The sequence below is a fragment of the Sphaerospermopsis torques-reginae ITEP-024 genome (genome assembly GCF_019598945.1).
In the GTDB taxonomy this organism is placed as follows: domain Bacteria; phylum Cyanobacteriota; class Cyanobacteriia; order Cyanobacteriales; family Nostocaceae; genus Sphaerospermopsis.
In genome coordinates this window covers 4,369,615-4,386,079 of record NZ_CP080598.1, presented here as the reverse complement: position 1 = coordinate 4,386,079, position 16,465 = coordinate 4,369,615, and the positions used below count along the sequence as shown (strand labels likewise).

Sequence of the window (16,465 nt, the reverse complement as noted above, 5' to 3'; positions counted from 1 at the left end):
AGCATTTAGACATAACTCAAACCTAACCCCAGTAACAGTTAGAGCATTACTAACTACCTGGTGAAACATCACATCTAGCTTGTGAGATAAATCAACATTCTTGAACCATTTCATGAGATAATAGGATTGTGAGGAAAATGAACGGGTACTATTATCTAACAGGAAGGGGGAATATTATGAAACGCCAGCTATTAGCCGCTATAGCCTTAGCCGCTCCCCTATTTTTTGCTAACTCAGTACAAGCAGGAAATACCCAAGACCTACAACAACTTTTATCAACTGGGGAATGTCCTAAATGTCAACTCTCAGGAGTTAACCTCAAAGGCGCTCATTTAATTGGAGCAGACTTACGAGGAGCAAACCTCCGGGGAGCAAATTTAACAGAAGCTAACCTGGAAGGTGCAGACTTAACAGGGGCAAATTTAACAGGTGCAAATTTAACATCTGCTTTTGTCACTAATGTGAATTTAAAACAAGCGAATCTTAATAATGCAAATCTCACCAATGCGATTATTAATGATTCCAACGTATATCAAGCATCAATGAATAATCTCACTATTACTGATGCAGAGATATATAATACTGCCATTGGTGTAGGTGGAGAAAATGCAGAAATTCCTGATTGGGATGACGTTGTTAAGGGTAATTAAGTAATAGATGCAAATAGGATACCCGCTTTCTTAAAGAAAGTGGGTATCTGGGTTTGATCGTTCTAAGTTAATGCAGGTGCGATCGCTTCAGAAAGATACTTATTCGCCGCTTGCTTCAAAACCTCTACCTTATCAGTCCGTTCCCAAGGTAAATCTAAATCAGAACGTCCCAAGTGACCATAAGCTGCAACGTCCTGATAAAAACGTCCGCCTCTTTCACTAGGTAAGTTGCGTAGATTGAAAGTGTGGATAATTCCTGCTGGACGCAGTTCAAAGTTATCTTTGACTAATTGCAGTAAGATTTCATCATCAACCTTACCAGTGCCAAAGGTATCTACAAAAATACTTACAGGTCTGGCTACACCAATAGCATAACTTAACTGCACTTCACATTTTTCTGCTAAACCAGCAGCCACAATATTTTTCGCCGCATAACGAGCCGCATAGGCCGCAGAACGGTCTACCTTTGTGGGGTCTTTACCAGAGAAAGCACCACCACCATGTCGGGAATAACCACCGTAGGTATCAACAATGATTTTCCGTCCTGTCAGTCCAGAATCTCCTTGAGGTCCACCAATCACAAATTTACCAGTGGGATTGACTAAAAACCGTGTATCCTCAGTTGGTTTAACTGCAATATCGCCAAACACAGGCATGACAACAGATGTCCACAGGTCTTCTTTAATCTTAGCTTGCACCGCCGCATCATCCGTAATATCCCCAATATTAGGTGTATGCTGGGTGGAAATTAAGATTGTATCAATACCTACAGGTTTACCATCTTCATAAACCACGGTAACTTGGGTTTTACCATCAGGTCGCAAGTATGGCAAATCTCCAGTTTTCCGCACTGCTGCCAATCTTCGGGCAATGCGATGAGCTAAACTAATGGGTAAAGGCATCAATTCTGGTGTTTCGTTACAAGCAAAACCGAACATGATACCTTGATCACCAGCACCAATTTTATCAAATAGTTCTTCACTATCAGCACTACGGGTTTCGTGGGCAGTATTTACACCTTGGGCAATATCCGGTGACTGCTCATCCAAAGCTACGAGTACACTGGCACTATTGGCAGAAAAGCCGTTAACTGCATCAGTATAACCAATTTCCGCGATTTTTTTACGAGCCAGATTGACAAAATTGACATTGGCTTTGGTGGTAATCTCTCCAGTAATTAATACTAATCCAGTATTAACAACTACTTCAGCCGCCACTCGGCTACTGGGATCTTGTGTCAACAAAGCATCCAGAATAGTATCAGAGATTTGATCACAGATTTTATCTGGATGACCTTCAGTTACAGACTCGGAGGTAAATAAATAGCGTCGAGACAAAGGAAAATCCTCCTGGAATAATTTTATTCACTGACTAAATTTGGTTATTTTAGTTTCAGCTACTCATTTCTCAAATCATAACCATATTGACACAGAGAACAGGGAACAGGGAACAGGGAACAGGGAAAAAATTTACTTTCTCCACAACAAAAAAGGGTTACACCCACAGATGCAACCCCTTTTGTGTTTAACAACATTGCTGGTTTTAGACTTGAACTGCTAACTTTGCTTCATTAGCTGTCAATTGTTCATAAACAGCACGCATTTTTAAACCTGTCAACACTTGGAACAAACCAGTTCCATTATTAGAACCTGGATATTCACGGTGTTGCAGTAATAAGTGAGTCATCTCACCTGTGTATTTGGTAGATGTGTTGCTCAGATGGTTTTCGATGTAAATCACTTCATCCAAGTTGTCAAACTGACCATCTACTTCTAAAACAGATACATAACGACCGTAGTACACATCAGAACCGTAGTAAAGCTGCATACCAGGGTAAGAACAGGTCAGTTTGCGTCCACAAGGAGTCCACTGAATGGTTGAACCTTCATCAAACAAGTATGCTGGCTCAAACCCTTCCTTGCCTTCTTTTTGCAACATCCGTACCCGCAATACTTTGCGTTCGGTGTCGTTTTTGATCAAGTTTGTGGGTAATACCTGTAAAACCACATCCGCAAATTCTCTTTGTGGTTCAATGAATTTTTCAAAGTCAGGTTTACGAGAATTGATTTGGGCTAAAACATCTTCATAGCGGTGGCCACGTTCAGCCATATCTCGTTGAATTTTCCAGGCAATTTTGACTTCATCACTGATGTCAAAGTAAACACTGAAATCTAGTAAGGCTCTCACCCGTTCATCATATAAAGGATGCAGCCCCTCAACTACTATAATGTGGTTTGGCTTAATCCGTTCTGGAGGATCAATCATGCCGGTTTCGTGGTTATAAATCGGCTTATCAACGGCATTACCTTCTTTTAGAGCTTTAATTTGCTCATACATGAGGTCAAAATTGTTTGCCCTGGGATCGAGTGCAGTGATACCAGTTTCTTTACGTTGTTTACGATCAAGGCAATGATAGTCATCCAAGCAGATAACTGTCATTAATTCTTCACCAAATAAGTCGATCAATCGACGCAAAAACGTAGACTTACCGCACCCAGAGTCTCCGGCTACTCCAATCAATACCACGCGTTCCGGCTTACTTGTCATAAATCTCCTCTAAATACTAAAAAGATGACCAAATCAATATTTTTTTCACACAACAGATTTTTGAAGTTAGAGGTTTTACTCTAAGGGTAAAACCCTGCGTTCTTTTTATCCAGCATAAATACAGCATATCTGGGTAGTGATCAACATAGTCCTGTTAACTACTGATTTCTACTATCCTGAGTTCTGGGCTGGTAAGTATTTAATCCTAGTGGTATACTAGATTTTAACAGAAAGATGTATTTTGTAACAGGCGTTGCTGTTAAAAACAATTGAATGGTGTACCAGTCTTATTCAACCATATTTTAGTTGACAATAGGCAACAGCAAACAGGCAATATTGATCTTTTTCCTAGCTCCCGGCTTCCGACTCCTGAATTCTTACATATTTGCCTGTTGAAAACTACCAAAGGGTATGTATAATCAGGAAAATAATAAATTTAAATAAATTATTTCGTTTTATAGCGTAAATAATGACTATTATGTGTTATTAGGAGAAGCAATAAGTATGTAATTAGTAAAAAAAAGTTTAAATTGATTTACTATTAACATTCTGTCAAAGACTTATCATCTACCTTAGAAGATGAACAGGTGTGTTGGATACCATACCTATACAGTCTTTGCCGAGTGTACTTAGCAGGGCATCATTTTTATGATGCTGTTTTCTCACATTGTCAGTTTTATGCTTTTATGCAACGAAAATCCGGTAAACTTAAAGCTGACAATATGATGGGAATTTTTTGATAAACGGTTAAGTAAATATTGGAGTGGTAGAACGAATGTACAATCAAGGTGCTGTTGAGGGTGCTGCCAACATAGAATCAGGTAGCCGCGTCTTCGTATACGAAGTGGTGGGTCTGCGTCAGAATCAAGAATCTGATCAAACGAACTACCCTATTCGTAAAAGTGGCAGTGTATTCATCAGAGTACCTTACAACCGCATGAATCAAGAAATGCGAAGGATCACTCGTCTAGGCGGTAAAATTGTCAGCATTCAGCCTATATCGGTGCTACAGCCAGTTAATGGTCAAGGAGCGGTAGACAGTGCTAACAGAGAAGTCAGCGAGCCAGTGACACCTGTAAATGCTAACAATGAGGAGATTGGTAAAGACGCACCCGTGAGTACCAGTAGCGAAGCCAAAGGTTTCGCTAAACCATCTAAGGATAAAAAAGGTAACACGATGACTCAAGCGAAAACCAAACACGCTGATGTTCCTGTGAACACTTATCGTCCTAATGCTCCTTTTATCGGTAAGGTAATCTCTAATGAGCCGTTAGTAAAAGAAGGCGGTATTGGTATTGTTCAACATATCAAGTTTGACTTGACAGGCAGTAACTTAAAGTACGTGGAAGGTCAAAGTATTGGTATTATTCCCCCTGGTGTAGACAAAAAAGGTAAACCTGAAAAACTTAGGCTTTATTCTATTGCTTCCACTCGGCATGGTGATGATGTAGACGACAAGACTGTATCATTGTGTGTTCGTCAATTGGAATATAAAGATCCAGCAAGTGGCGAAACAGTATATGGTGTTTGCTCTACCTATTTAACTCAGATTAAACCCGGTGATGAAGTAAAAATCACTGGTCCTGTGGGTAAGGAAATGCTATTACCTGAAGACACTGATACTAATGTAATCATGTTAGCTACAGGGACAGGTATTGCTCCTATGCGTGCATATCTGTGGCGGATGTTTAAAGATGCAGAAAGAGCAGCTAACCCAGAATATCAATTCAATGGATTTGCTTGGTTGCTGTTTGGTGTACCTAAGACGGCAAACATTCTCTATAAGGAAGAATTGGAAGAGATGCAGGCTAAATATCCTGATAACTTCCGTTTGACCTATGCTATCAGTCGGGAACAACAAAACCTTCAAGGTGGCAGAATGTATATCCAAGACCGTGTGGCAGAACATGCTGATGCACTGTGGCAGTTGATTAAAAATGAAAAAACCCATACTTACATCTGCGGTTTACGTGGTATGGAAGATGGTATTGATGCCGCTTTGTCCGCTGCTGCTGCTAAGGAAGGTGTGAACTGGAGTGATTATCAGAAAGGCATGAAAAAAGAAGGCCGCTGGCACGTGGAAACCTACTAATGTGGTCAATGCTCAATAGTAATTTAATTCCAAATTCTCAGCTTTAAGTTTGTAGGTGGGGCGATGCCCTGCCTACAATTGTTTTGTGTATATCGTTTGGGTGCAAAATCTGTGGGTGTTAAACTAGGAATATTAGGATTAGGTACTGTGGGAACGGGAACTGTACAACTGTTGCAGGACTTGGAAGGTCGTCACCCACTGTTGCAGGAAATCGAAATTCATCGGGTAGGAGTGCGATCGCTTGATAAACACCGAGATGTAGAACTACCATCGGGGGTAGTGACTACGGATCTAGAAGCAATTGTCAATGATCCAGATATAGATATAATTGTGGAAGTCATGGGAGGATTAGAACCAGCGCGATCGCTGATCCTCACTGCTATTAAAAATGGTAAGCACGTAGTAACAGCTAATAAAGCGGCTATTTCCCGATTTGGGGCAGAAATATTTACCGCTGCCAACGCTTCTGGGGTATATGTGATGCTAGAAGCTTCTGTTGGTGGTGGTATCCCTGTGATTCAACCCCTCAAACAGTCTTTAAGTGTTAACCAAATTCATACTATCACTGGCATTGTTAACGGTACAACTAACTACATCCTTAGCCGGATGCAAACGGAAGGCGGCGACTTCAATGAAGTTTTAGCTGATGCTCAACGTTTAGGTTATGCAGAAGCTGACCCTACCGCTGATGTTGATGGCTTGGATGCGGCTGATAAAATTGCTATTTTGGCATCTTTAGGTTTTGGCGATCGCATCAACTTGCAAGATGTCTATTGTGAAGGCATTCGCCAAGTCAGTAAGACCGATATTACCTATGCTGCTAAATTGGGATTTGTGATTAAATTATTGGCGATCGCCAAAGGCCAAATCGGTGATAATTCTCAGCTATCAGTGAGAGTCCATCCCACTTTAGTACCCCAAACTCATCCTTTGGCTAGTATCAATGGTGTTTATAATGCCATTCTGGTGGAAGGTGAACCCATTGGCCAGGTAATGTTTTTTGGACCTGGTGCTGGTGCTGGTGCTACTGCTAGTGCTGTTTGTTCAGATATTTTAAATCTGGTAGCGACGTTGAAAACTAATACCCCCAAAGCAAATCCCTTATTAGCTTGTAGACATCAACATTACTGTCAAATAGCGCCAATTTCTGAACTTGTTACCCGATTTTACACTCGTTTCCTCAGCAAAGACCATCCCGGAGTCATCGGTAAATTAGGAACTTGCTTTGGTAAATATGGCGTGAGTTTAGAGTCAGTCGTCCAAACCGGTTTTCAGGAAGAACTAGCAGAAATTGTCGTTGTCACCCACGATGTGAAAGAAGGCGACTTTAGACAAGCTTTAGCCGAAATTCAAACCCTGGAAGCAATAGATAGCATTCCTAGCATTTTACGAGTGCTTTGAGGAGATAGGAGACTGGGGACTGGGAAGAGAAGCAGGGGAAGCAGGGGAAGTAGGGGAAGTAGGGGGAGAATATTAACTCCTGCCTCCTGCCTCCTGACTCCTGAAAAATTAAGATTCTGAAGAGTCTTTACCTACAACTTGTGATTTGAGGGTTGTAATTTCACTGGTTAACTCTTGCCGAGTTGAAGCTTTGAGTAAATAGCGATAAACAAACCAGGCAGAATAACCAATACCAATCAATTCAAAGGTAGGTGCTACCAAGGGAATACCATTGAGAGAATCTAGTACAGCCAGTAAGACCTTAACAGTGACAATTGCTGTAATCACTAAACCAACGCTAATTATAGGCTGCTTGTATTGATTAAAGAAGTTACCTACATAGTCAGGTAATGTGCCTAAAAAGCCAGAAACTTGCTGCCCATATTTGAGCCATTGCTCTTGAGACTGTACAGGAGGCTGTAGTTTGGTGATGCTTCCTGCTTGGGTGTTGATATCTGGGATTGTTGTTTCTTTTGACTTGGTTTCTGTATATTCTGGTTCTTGCATTTTCACTTCCATAATTTTGACAGTGGAGTTTTCTTAATCCTCACTATTCTGACCACAAGACTGTTTACTAAGCAATGGACTCCTGAATCAGTACAATCAGGTTGAGGTCAAAAAGGGTTTTTAGTGTTTGTAATAGGTATTATCACCTTAATTACCGTCTTACCTTTGCTGCATTAACAGTAAAGTAAATCTAGAAAATAATTGGATAAGCTGTTGTGCATCAAGGATGTACGCCTCAATCTTCCAGCTTATATCCCCAACTCACATTCTTGTAGTCGGGGACTTACGCCGATTTTGTTAAACGCTGATTTAATCTGCCTATTTCTGACTATTAAAGCTATATTCCGCCAGATTCGTCAATTGGCTTTTTCATCTTGATTTTAATATGTAACAATTTTTAGGTTTGTTCAAATAGACTAGACGTTAATAATATTTGATGATATAATGTTTAGTCAATTGTAAAATCTCTATCAAACATAATAAGTTTGATCGGAAAAATCGCCTCTAATATCTCGCATTGGAAAGGAAAATTTTTGGCACAGAAACGCACTCCAGCAAAGCTGCCTTGATTAACCCTTGAGAAATGTCTCAACTTTCTATACTCAATATAAGTCCATGCTATTATCTGGAAAAGAATGATTTAATCCTGTTATCAAAGAGGGTAAATGAAAATTTAATCATATTTAAAGTCATTATCAAGGTTAAACTTGGTTGGTGATATTTGTAGGAAGGTTAAGAAAATGCTGGGATACCAGATCAAAAGCCTACCCTTGTTGACAAAAGTTTGGAAAGCAAGAAAGTGTCAACTCAAGAGTCAAAAATAGATGAACTTCCAACAATAGAATTTCCCTCCCGTGGGAAACTTAAAGCTAGTTCATGGCGTATCCATCAAAAAATTGGCTATGGCTACTTTGTAGCTATTGGAATTGGCTTTTTCGGCTCTCTGACTGGGTTGGTGCTGGCCAGCTATTACCGAGGAAGAGAAGTTCGGCAGTTCCATCAGGCTAAACAGCAAGAACAACTACTGAATAATTATAAAAATGCCATATTTGAGGCACAGTTGCATAGCGCGAATTTAGTGGCTGTGTTAGAAAATACACAAAAGCGAACCCAGAAAAAAGATGAATTACTGACTTCTTTTGCTGAAGCTCAAAAATTAGACACAAAAATCAGCGCATATATTAGCAGTAAGCCCGAGACTTTAGCTGCCAATAGCAACACTTTACAAACTTTATTATCAGATTATTCTAGTAATTTTAAAGCTTATATTGAGCAAGTAGAAAAAATTTTACAAAAACTTGATAATAATGCTTTACAGTCTGAACAAGTAGAAACTGTACGCAAAGAGTTACTGGAAGTTATGAACAGTAACACTGTCGAGGATCTAGATAATTTATCAAATAAGTTGACGAGAATTTTAAGAACGGCGCAAGAACAAGAACAGGATAGGCAAAACGATGTAGAGGAAGCGAGATTTGTAGAAAGAACAATTTTTATAGTCAGTATGCTGCTATCTGTGGCTATTGCAGCTGTGGTAGCTTGGCGTACCAGTCGAGCGATCGCTGAACCTGTAATTACTGTCACTCAAGTAGCTGAACAAGTGGCAAAAAAATCTAATTTTGATTTACGCGCTCCCATCACTACTGATGATGAAATTGGCTTGCTGGCTAAATCTCTCAATCGCTTGATTGAGCGAGTATCTGAACGCACTAAACAACTCGAACAGGCGAAAGAATTAGCTGAAGCTGCCAGCACAGCAAAAAGTCAATTTCTCGCTAATGTCAGTCACGAGCTACGCACACCGTTAAATGCAGTTATTGGTTTAAGTCAACTTTTGCAAGATGATGCTGCTGATATAGGTGCTTCTCCTGATTTTATTACTGATTTAGAAACTATTAATTCCGCTGGTAGACATTTGCTAGAACTGATTAACGATATCCTTGATGTGTCAAAAATCGAAGCTGGGAAAATGACTCTTTACCCAGAAACATTTGATATTACAAATTTGATTAATAATCTTGTTCTCACCGTTAAACCAGCTATGGAAAAAAATGGTAATAACTTGGTGGTAGACTGTGATGAAAATTTGGGAAATATGTATGCTGACCAAAAAAGAATGCGACAAGTATTGCTAAATTTACTCAGCAATGCTGCTAAGTTTACTACAAACGGTAAAATCACATTGACAGTTAAACATGAAAAAACCAACTTATTCAAAGATGCTCCTTTAGGTATAATTAGTTTTACTGTCACTGATACAGGTATTGGTATGTCCCCTAGTCAGCAGCAGCAGCTATTTCAACCTTTTACTCAAGGAGATAATTCCACTACTAGGAAATATGGCGGTACTGGGTTAGGATTGGCTATTAGCCGTCATTTTTGTCAAATGATGGGGGGTGAGATTATTGTCAAAAGTCAGCTTGGTGTTGGTTCTACTTTTAGAGTAAATTTACCTTTGAAAGCTAATAGGGAATAGGTGATTGGGTTTAAGTTGGTTTAATTTTATTATGATATGAATGAACCACGAAGGAACGAAGGAACGAAGGAAGAAGAGAATAAGAGAATAAGATAGGTAATATTGCACTTAACAGGGAGTAGTTAATAAAAAAAGCTATGTACTAAAAGATTTTCAATCTTCCTGTTCCCTACTGTATAAATATTATTGCATCGCTATTTCACACACCTATGACTACAAATATAGATTTTCTTAGCCATCTTAACCCCAGTCAACGTATAGCAGTTGAACACTATTGCGGACCTTTATTAGTTGTCGCTGGTGCGGGTTCTGGTAAAACTCGTGCGCTTACTTACCGTATCGCTAATTTAATTCTGCAAAACCGTGTTAACCCTGAAAATATTTTAGCGGTGACTTTCACCAACAAAGCTGCACGGGAAATGAAAGACCGGATTCAAAGGTTATTTGCTGAACAATTAGCTATTTCTCAACACGGTAACAAGTTTGATTTATTACCAGAATACGAACAAACTCAACTGATATCTAAAGTTTATCGCACTACTATCAAAAATATGTGGTGTGGCACTTTTCATAGTCTTTTTTCTCGCATTCTCCGCTTTGATATCGAAAAATATCAAGATGAAAAAGGACGACGTTGGAATAAAAACTTTTCTATTTTTGATGAGTCTGATGTCCAAAGTTTAATCAAAGAAATTGTTACTAAAGAACTTAATTTAGACAGTAAAAAATTTGAGCCTAAATCTGTGCGTTACGCTATTAGTAATGCCAAAAACCAAGGTTTATCACCCCAGGAATTTGAACGAGAACAGCCAAATTATCGTGGTCGGGTAATTGCTGATGTTTATAATCTTTACCAAGATAGATTAGCACAAAATAACGCTTTAGATTTTGATGATTTAATTTTAATTCCTACAAGATTATTTCAACAAAATGAACAAGTTTTAGGGTATTGGCATCGGAAATTTTGTCATATTTTAGTAGATGAATATCAAGACACCAACCGCACTCAATATGAATTGATTCGTCTGTTAGTAACTAATGGTGAAAACAGAAAGAGTGAGTGGGATTGGCAAAATCGGTCTGTGTTTGTGGTGGGTGATGCTGACCAATCAATTTACAGTTTTAGAATGGCTGATTTTACCATATTACTAGAATTTCAACAAGATTTTGGTGATGGTTTAGAGGATGATGATACCAGAACAATGGTAAAATTAGAAGAAAACTATCGCTCTTGTGAAAATATCCTCCAAGCTGCTAATGAACTAATTGAAAATAATACCCAACGTATTGATAAAATTCTCAGAGCTACAAGAGATGCAGGGGAAGAAATTTATTGTTATAAAGCTGATGATGAAATAGCAGAAGCAGATTTTGTGATTAATCAAATTCGCACTTTAGAACATCAAAACCCGGAATTAAATTGGGGTAGTTTTGCTATTCTTTATCGCACTAACGCCCAATCTCGACCTTTTGAAGAATTATTAGTAAAATATCAAATTCCTTATACAGTTGTTGGGGGAATGAAGTTTTATGACCGCAAAGAAATTAAGGATGTTGTCGCTTATTTAAGAGCAATTAATAATCCAGCGGATACAGTTAGTTTATTAAGAGTTATTAATACTCCTCGTCGGGGAATTGGTAAAGCTACTATTGATGCTTTGATGAATGCTTCCCAACAATTAGGTACAACTTTATGGGAAATATTAAGTGATGAAACATCAGTAAATACTTTAGCTGGACGTGCTGCCAAGTCTGTGAATGGTTTTGCTGGTATAATTCAGAAATGGCAAGAACAAATTACAAAAATTCCCGGTTCTGAAATTTTAGAAGGAATTTTGGATGATTCTAACTATATTCGGGATTTGATGGAACAGGGAACGGATGAAGCTGATAATAGAATCAGTAACGTCAAAGAATTGTTTAACGCTATCACTCAGTTTGAAGATGACAATAAAGGTGATGATATTTCATTACAAGCATTTTTGCAAAGTGCGGCGTTAAGTTCTGATTTAGATAATTTAAAAGAAGGACAAACAGCAGTTTCTTTAATGACTTTGCACGCTTCTAAAGGTTTAGAATTTCCTGTAGTATTTTTAGTTGGGTTAGAACAGGGGTTATTTCCTGGTTATCGTTCTTTACAAGATCCTGCATCGTTGGAGGAGGAACGACGTTTGTGTTATGTAGGGATAACACGCGCTAAGGAAAGATTGTATTTATCCCATGCTAGAGAAAGAAGGTTGTATGGTAGTAGAGAACCAGCTTTGCGATCGCAATTTTTGGATGAACTACCCCCAGATTTATTAACCACCAAAAAGAAAAACACCCGTACTTTTACTAAGTCAACATCTGCAAACCCTGATAATCAATGCGCATCAGAAAATTGGCGAGTCGGCGAAAGAGTATTGCATAAAACTTTTGGAATCGGCGAAATTACTCATGTTTTTGGGACGGGTAATAAGATATCTGTAGCGATTAAATTTGCTAGTTTAGGTCAAAAAATCATTGATCCGAAAGTAGCGCAGTTGCAAAGAATGGATTCAATAATTGACAATTAACAATGAACAATTGACAATTACCTCTCCCTTGAAAGGGGAGGTTTTAAACCGTATGGCTATAGCTTGCGTGACGACGTAGGAGTCATACGCCACGCTACGCTATCGGCTGACGCTCACGGCGGAAGCCTTGAATGAAACAATTGTCAATTTTCAATTGTCAATTATCAATTGATAAAAGGGACTGGGGAAGAAAATTTTAGATTAATTTATAAATTTCACCTCTATTAACTAATATCTCTGCTGTTAATAAATCCTTGACAGTTGCTAATAAAATTCGTCGAGAATCTACCTCAAATAACACAGATATTCTATCAAATCCTGCTGCTGCTGGAGGGTTAAGTTTTGCTACACATACCTGTTGATGTTGGGTATCTAAGGAACGATAACTTTCTTGATGTTGGAGAGTGCTAGAAGTCATTCTACCTGAAGCATCAAAAGCGATTTCTGTTTGTGTCATATCACCTACTTCTCCAATATCTAAACGAATCTCTGTTTGTCCATTATTTGCAGTTTGTAAGGTTAACCATTGGGAACTTTGACAAGGATATTTTGTACCTTTGGTAAATATAGGATGATAAATATAACTTTTGCTGAAATTATCCCATAAACGAATCGCGTAACTATGACGCAAAAAATCATCTATTTCTGTAATTTGGGTTATTGCTAATGCACCATGACATACAGCATCAAAGGGTTTATTTAATTTTACCTTGTTTTTACCAAAATAAGAGATGATTAATTGTTGAACTGCGGGAATTAAACAACTTCCTCCTACTAATAAAACTTGTTCAATATCATTTTTAGAAATACCTTTTCTTAAAGCAAAATTTAGAACTTCATCTAACGCATCCCTTAACTGTTGTAAAAATTGCCAATATTCTAAAATTTCTTCTAATTTTTCCCGGTTAATTTTTAATTCATAAGACATAAAAGATTCATCATCAAACCAACTTTCGGAAGCGGTTTGATTTTTAGAAAGTTGAATTTTTAAACCTTCAGCAATTTCTAGGAGATTTTGATAACTGATTTTACCAATTTGTTCAGGTGTGAGATTTTGCGATCGCAAATAATCATCAACTATCCAAACATCAATATCTTCACCACCTACATAAGCTTCTGATTTTGCTAAAACCTCAGCGCGTAAGTTATAATTATCATGAGAATTATTAATAGTTCTCACTAAACTTAAATCTAAAGTTCCCCCACCAAAATCAACCACTAAAATTAACTTACCGGGAGATTTTACAGCATAACCTAAAGCTGCTGCTGTAGATTCATCTATAATAGAAACTTGGGGAACATTTAATTTATTACCTAACTCTCGAAACCAGTCTAAATAACGTTCAAAAGCACCAACAGGAACAGTAAAAATTAAATGAGTAGGTTGGATATTTTGCTTTTTGATTTCTGTCCAAATAGTTTGGATAAACAATTCAGAAACAGCAATAGAATTATAACTAATTCCATCAATTTGACGTGGTGGTGGTTGATAATCTCCAGCTAAATCGCGTTTAAATTTTTTAAATAATCTTTCAGGAGGGTAACTTTGAGAAAGTCCTAAACGTTGACTTCTTACACCTTCACCTAATATAATATTATTGGGTGATTTAATAAATAATAAACTAGGAATAACGGGAAATTCTAACCTTTCACCTTGAGAATTTACACCCACAAAGACACGGGATAAATTAGGGAAACGTAAACTTTTAGGTTGTTGGGTATCAGGTTCTAAAATACTAATTACAGTATTACTTGTACCAAAATCAATTGCAATTGTAGTCATAATTTAGGAGTCAGGAGTCAGAATAATAAATAATTCTCTTGGATTTCTTTGCGTCTTTGCTTCTTTGCGACTTTGCGCGAAACTAAAATTCAATTATTATTAAAACCTCCCGGTAAAGAGCGACTAACCTTAGCAGGATAGAGAACTTGATCACCATTTTGATAACCAATAAACCGAATATAAACTAAATCACCTTCTTGAATATCATCACTATCAGCTTGATGTATTTGGGGATTATAATTAACCTGTTCCCAAGTTTCCCCAATCACAGTATAACCCCAATTGGTAATTAAATTATCTAAAGATGTAAATAGGGAAACCAGATTTTTAGCGGGTAAGTCAGGTTTAGCTAAAGCCATTTTTTTGACTGTGGGATAGTTGGTTAATAATGTTTGTAATTGGGTAAAGGTTTCAGTTTGGAAATCGGTTTGTAGTTGTTGAGATTGTTGTTTTAATTCTTCCCGCAGTCGTTGACATTGTAATTCTAAATCTTTAATTTTTTGTTCTGTATCTGTTGAGGTGATAGGTTGATAATTAGTTGGTGTATTTTCCTGGGTTTCGGGAAATAGGAAACGCAGAATCATATAAATGATAATAGTGAGAATGACGGCAAAACCGATATGATTAATTTGTTCTAGCATATTATTTTTTTAGGCTAATTGGTAAACAGAAATGGTTTAACAGATAAAATCATTCGTTCTAACTCAGGTTTATTATCTACAAGAACAGGATGTTCCCATAGTCCATTTTGATTTTCATAGCAAGCTTTAGCAAGTGCTTTTCCAATATTCTCAAAACTTTTTTTAGTATCATTTCTAAGAATTTCTGGATTAGGGTTGAAAACCAAAATAAATACCCTATTTTTTATATCTTCAGGAATACATTCTTGTACATAAGTGCCTCTATTTTGATAGATATCCCGATCAATAATCAATAAAATATGTTTATTAACATTTTGTCGCAGTTTGGGAATATATTTTTTTTCAAATTTATCTTTGACGTTTACCCATCCACGCGCTTTTTGTAGACGTTCAATCTGATCTTCATCTACGTTTAAATTTAGACAAAATCCGTTAACAATATCGTTATGAGCTTTATCTTCTAATAAAATTAGAAGATGTGGTCTATACTCATTTGAACTCATAATTCTATATCTCCACAAATTAAGTCTTCAATGAGATCAACTTGATCTCCAAGACCAGGTATCTCACTGATCAACCTAATTAAAGTTGGTTCTAAGTGACTTTTTCTATCAAGAAAAAAGGTATTTTCATCAGAGAATTTTTTGATTGCTTCAGGATTGTGAGAAGTTACTAAAAGTTGTCCACTATTTGTAAATGAACGTCGTAAAGACATAGTAAAATGACCTACTACCGATAGAGAAAGATAATTATCAGGTTCATCCCAAAAGCAGAAAACCGGACTGTAGAATTGATTAGTAGCTAATACCACAGCACAAAGAAAACAGCATTTTTCACCATCTGATAAATCTTGAAAATTAACATCTAAAGTAGCTTGATTTTTCGCAAATCTAACGATGAGACTTTTCACGTCTTTAGCAATAATTTCATTAACAAAATCCTGAAAGTCTGGCATAGGTTTTCGGAGATATTTGTCAATTTCTCTATAGGCCGCAGGATATCTACCCAGTAAACCAGAAAACCATTCTCCAATATTTGTACCATCTTTTTTTGGTTGTAAAGTTTCCCCGTGAGAATCTCCAGTCATTAAACTAGGAATTGGTGCTAAAATAATCATCTCAGCCAGCCAATTCTTTAAAACATAAAGACTATCATTACTAATTATTGGCATAGCTACTAAATGCCAATCTACAGAAAACTGAGCTTCTTTATTTTGGGTATTACTATGAATAGTAACTTGAGCATTTTTTCGAGAGTAAATTGGATTTCCATCAACTAGAAGCTGTTCTTCAAAAACTCGCAGCTCTTGAAAATTTTCTGGTAACTCTAACGCGAGAATATACTGATATAATTGATTTTTCAATAATACTTCTATTTCTAAGCGAATGGGAACTTCAAACTTGCTATAAGCAAAATCATTTCGTCCAATAAGATTATTTTTTTCCAGATCCCGCAATCTATTTGTACCTCTAGCAATAGCTTGAAGAACCTCTAATGCTTTACCAATAGTTGATTTACCTGTACCATTTTTGCCAATCAAGAGAGCAGATGGTATATCTTTTATTTTCAGTTCAAAGTTTTCTAAACATCGGAAATTATTTACATATAATCTTTGAAGCATAATACAGCCATTCCTAAAAGTAGAAAATAATGGATAATTTTGTCTGGGTATATAACGATTATACAGTAATTTCTGATAGCGAAGCGTGGCGTAAGCCATATATTTCTCGTTATCAGTCTTCAGATAACCGACTTCTTAAAGAAGTCCGGTATC

12 protein-coding genes are annotated in these 16,465 nt (G+C 37.3%); 5 read left to right on the top strand and 7 right to left on the bottom strand.

Going from position 1 to position 16,465, the window contains the following annotated elements:
• The first annotated feature begins 176 nt into the window (after nt 1-176).
• Entirely contained in the window at nt 177-650 is a 474-nt protein-coding gene (locus K2F26_RS20480; RefSeq protein ID WP_194059226.1) for a pentapeptide repeat-containing protein, read from the top strand.
• 62 nt (nt 651-712) lie between these two features.
• Here K2F26_RS20480 and metK read toward each other — a convergent pair whose 3' ends face one another.
• Complete coding sequence (gene metK, locus K2F26_RS20475) at nt 713-1,987, bottom strand: methionine adenosyltransferase (protein WP_220609264.1); 1,275 nt, start codon at nt 1,985-1,987, stop codon at nt 713-715.
• Nucleotides 1,988-2,192: 205 nt separating this feature from the next.
• Nucleotides 2,193-3,197, bottom strand: a complete 1,005-nt coding sequence (locus K2F26_RS20470; RefSeq protein ID WP_220609263.1) for a phosphoribulokinase — start codon at nt 3,195-3,197, stop codon at nt 2,193-2,195.
• Nucleotides 3,198-3,972: 775 nt separating this feature from the next.
• On the opposite strand from K2F26_RS20470, the gene cpcD/petH reads away from it, so the two are divergent.
• Both cpcD/petH and K2F26_RS20460 read left to right on the top strand, forming a co-directional pair.
• On the top strand, nt 3,973-5,289 hold the full coding sequence (gene cpcD/petH, locus K2F26_RS20465; protein WP_220609262.1) for a bifunctional rod-capping linker CpcD/ferredoxin--NADP reductase PetH: 1,317 nt from the start codon (nt 3,973-3,975) through the stop codon (nt 5,287-5,289).
• 111 nt (nt 5,290-5,400) lie between these two features.
• Entirely contained in the window at nt 5,401-6,690 is a 1,290-nt protein-coding gene (locus K2F26_RS20460) for a homoserine dehydrogenase (RefSeq protein WP_220611964.1), read from the top strand.
• Between the two features lie 108 nt (nt 6,691-6,798).
• Here the strand turns inward: K2F26_RS20460 and K2F26_RS20455 are convergent, their stop codons facing one another.
• On the bottom strand, nt 6,799-7,236 hold the full coding sequence (locus K2F26_RS20455) for a CAAD domain-containing protein (RefSeq protein WP_220611963.1): 438 nt from the start codon (nt 7,234-7,236) through the stop codon (nt 6,799-6,801).
• Nucleotides 7,237-7,984: 748 nt separating this feature from the next.
• On the opposite strand from K2F26_RS20455, the gene K2F26_RS20450 reads away from it, so the two are divergent.
• A complete protein-coding gene (locus K2F26_RS20450; protein WP_220611962.1) occupies nt 7,985-9,712 on the top strand; it encodes a sensor histidine kinase in 1,728 nt (575 codons plus the stop codon).
• Nucleotides 9,713-9,921: 209 nt separating this feature from the next.
• The gene (gene pcrA, locus K2F26_RS20445; protein ID WP_220609261.1) at nt 9,922-12,267 is read left to right on the top strand and encodes a DNA helicase PcrA; all 2,346 of its coding nucleotides are present in this window, start codon (nt 9,922-9,924) and stop codon (nt 12,265-12,267) included.
• 196 nt (nt 12,268-12,463) lie between these two features.
• On the opposite strand, the gene K2F26_RS20440 is transcribed toward pcrA, so the two are convergent.
• The 4 genes from K2F26_RS20440 to K2F26_RS20425 all read right to left on the bottom strand — a co-directional run bounded on the left by K2F26_RS20440 (nt 12,464) and on the right by K2F26_RS20425 (nt 16,411).
• Complete coding sequence (locus tag K2F26_RS20440) at nt 12,464-14,050, bottom strand: Hsp70 family protein (protein ID WP_220609260.1); 1,587 nt, start codon at nt 14,048-14,050, stop codon at nt 12,464-12,466.
• An 89-nt stretch (nt 14,051-14,139) separates the two neighbouring features.
• Nucleotides 14,140-14,691 (bottom strand): nucleotide exchange factor GrpE, encoded by a 552-nt coding sequence (locus tag K2F26_RS20435; protein WP_220609259.1) that lies wholly within the window; start codon nt 14,689-14,691, stop codon nt 14,140-14,142.
• A 14-nt stretch (nt 14,692-14,705) separates the two neighbouring features.
• On the bottom strand, nt 14,706-15,194 hold the full coding sequence (locus tag K2F26_RS20430) for a hypothetical protein (RefSeq protein WP_220609258.1): 489 nt from the start codon (nt 15,192-15,194) through the stop codon (nt 14,706-14,708).
• Nucleotides 15,191-16,411, bottom strand: a complete 1,221-nt coding sequence (locus K2F26_RS20425) for an AAA family ATPase (protein WP_228020510.1) — start codon at nt 16,409-16,411, stop codon at nt 15,191-15,193. Before K2F26_RS20425 ends, K2F26_RS20430 begins: the two co-directional genes overlap by 4 nt.
• Nucleotides 16,412-16,465 lie beyond the last annotated feature (54 nt).

Coding starts and splice junctions, on each gene's coding strand:
- K2F26_RS20480 (WP_194059226.1), top strand. CDS start 177: ATGAAACGCCAGCTATTAGCCGCTATAGCCTTAGCCGCTCCCCTATTT.
- K2F26_RS20470 (WP_220609263.1), bottom strand. CDS start 3,197: ATGACAAGTAAGCCGGAACGCGTGGTATTGATTGGAGTAGCCGGAGAC.
- cpcD/petH (WP_220609262.1), top strand. CDS start 3,973: ATGTACAATCAAGGTGCTGTTGAGGGTGCTGCCAACATAGAATCAGGT.
- K2F26_RS20455 (WP_220611963.1), bottom strand. CDS start 7,236: ATGCAAGAACCAGAATATACAGAAACCAAGTCAAAAGAAACAACAATC.
- pcrA (WP_220609261.1), top strand. CDS start 9,922: ATGACTACAAATATAGATTTTCTTAGCCATCTTAACCCCAGTCAACGT.
- K2F26_RS20440 (WP_220609260.1), bottom strand. CDS start 14,050: ATGACTACAATTGCAATTGATTTTGGTACAAGTAATACTGTAATTAGT.
- K2F26_RS20435 (WP_220609259.1), bottom strand. CDS start 14,691: ATGCTAGAACAAATTAATCATATCGGTTTTGCCGTCATTCTCACTATT.
- K2F26_RS20430 (WP_220609258.1), bottom strand. CDS start 15,194: ATGAGTTCAAATGAGTATAGACCACATCTTCTAATTTTATTAGAAGAT.
- K2F26_RS20425 (WP_228020510.1), bottom strand. CDS start 16,411: ATGGCTTACGCCACGCTTCGCTATCAGAAATTACTGTATAATCGTTAT.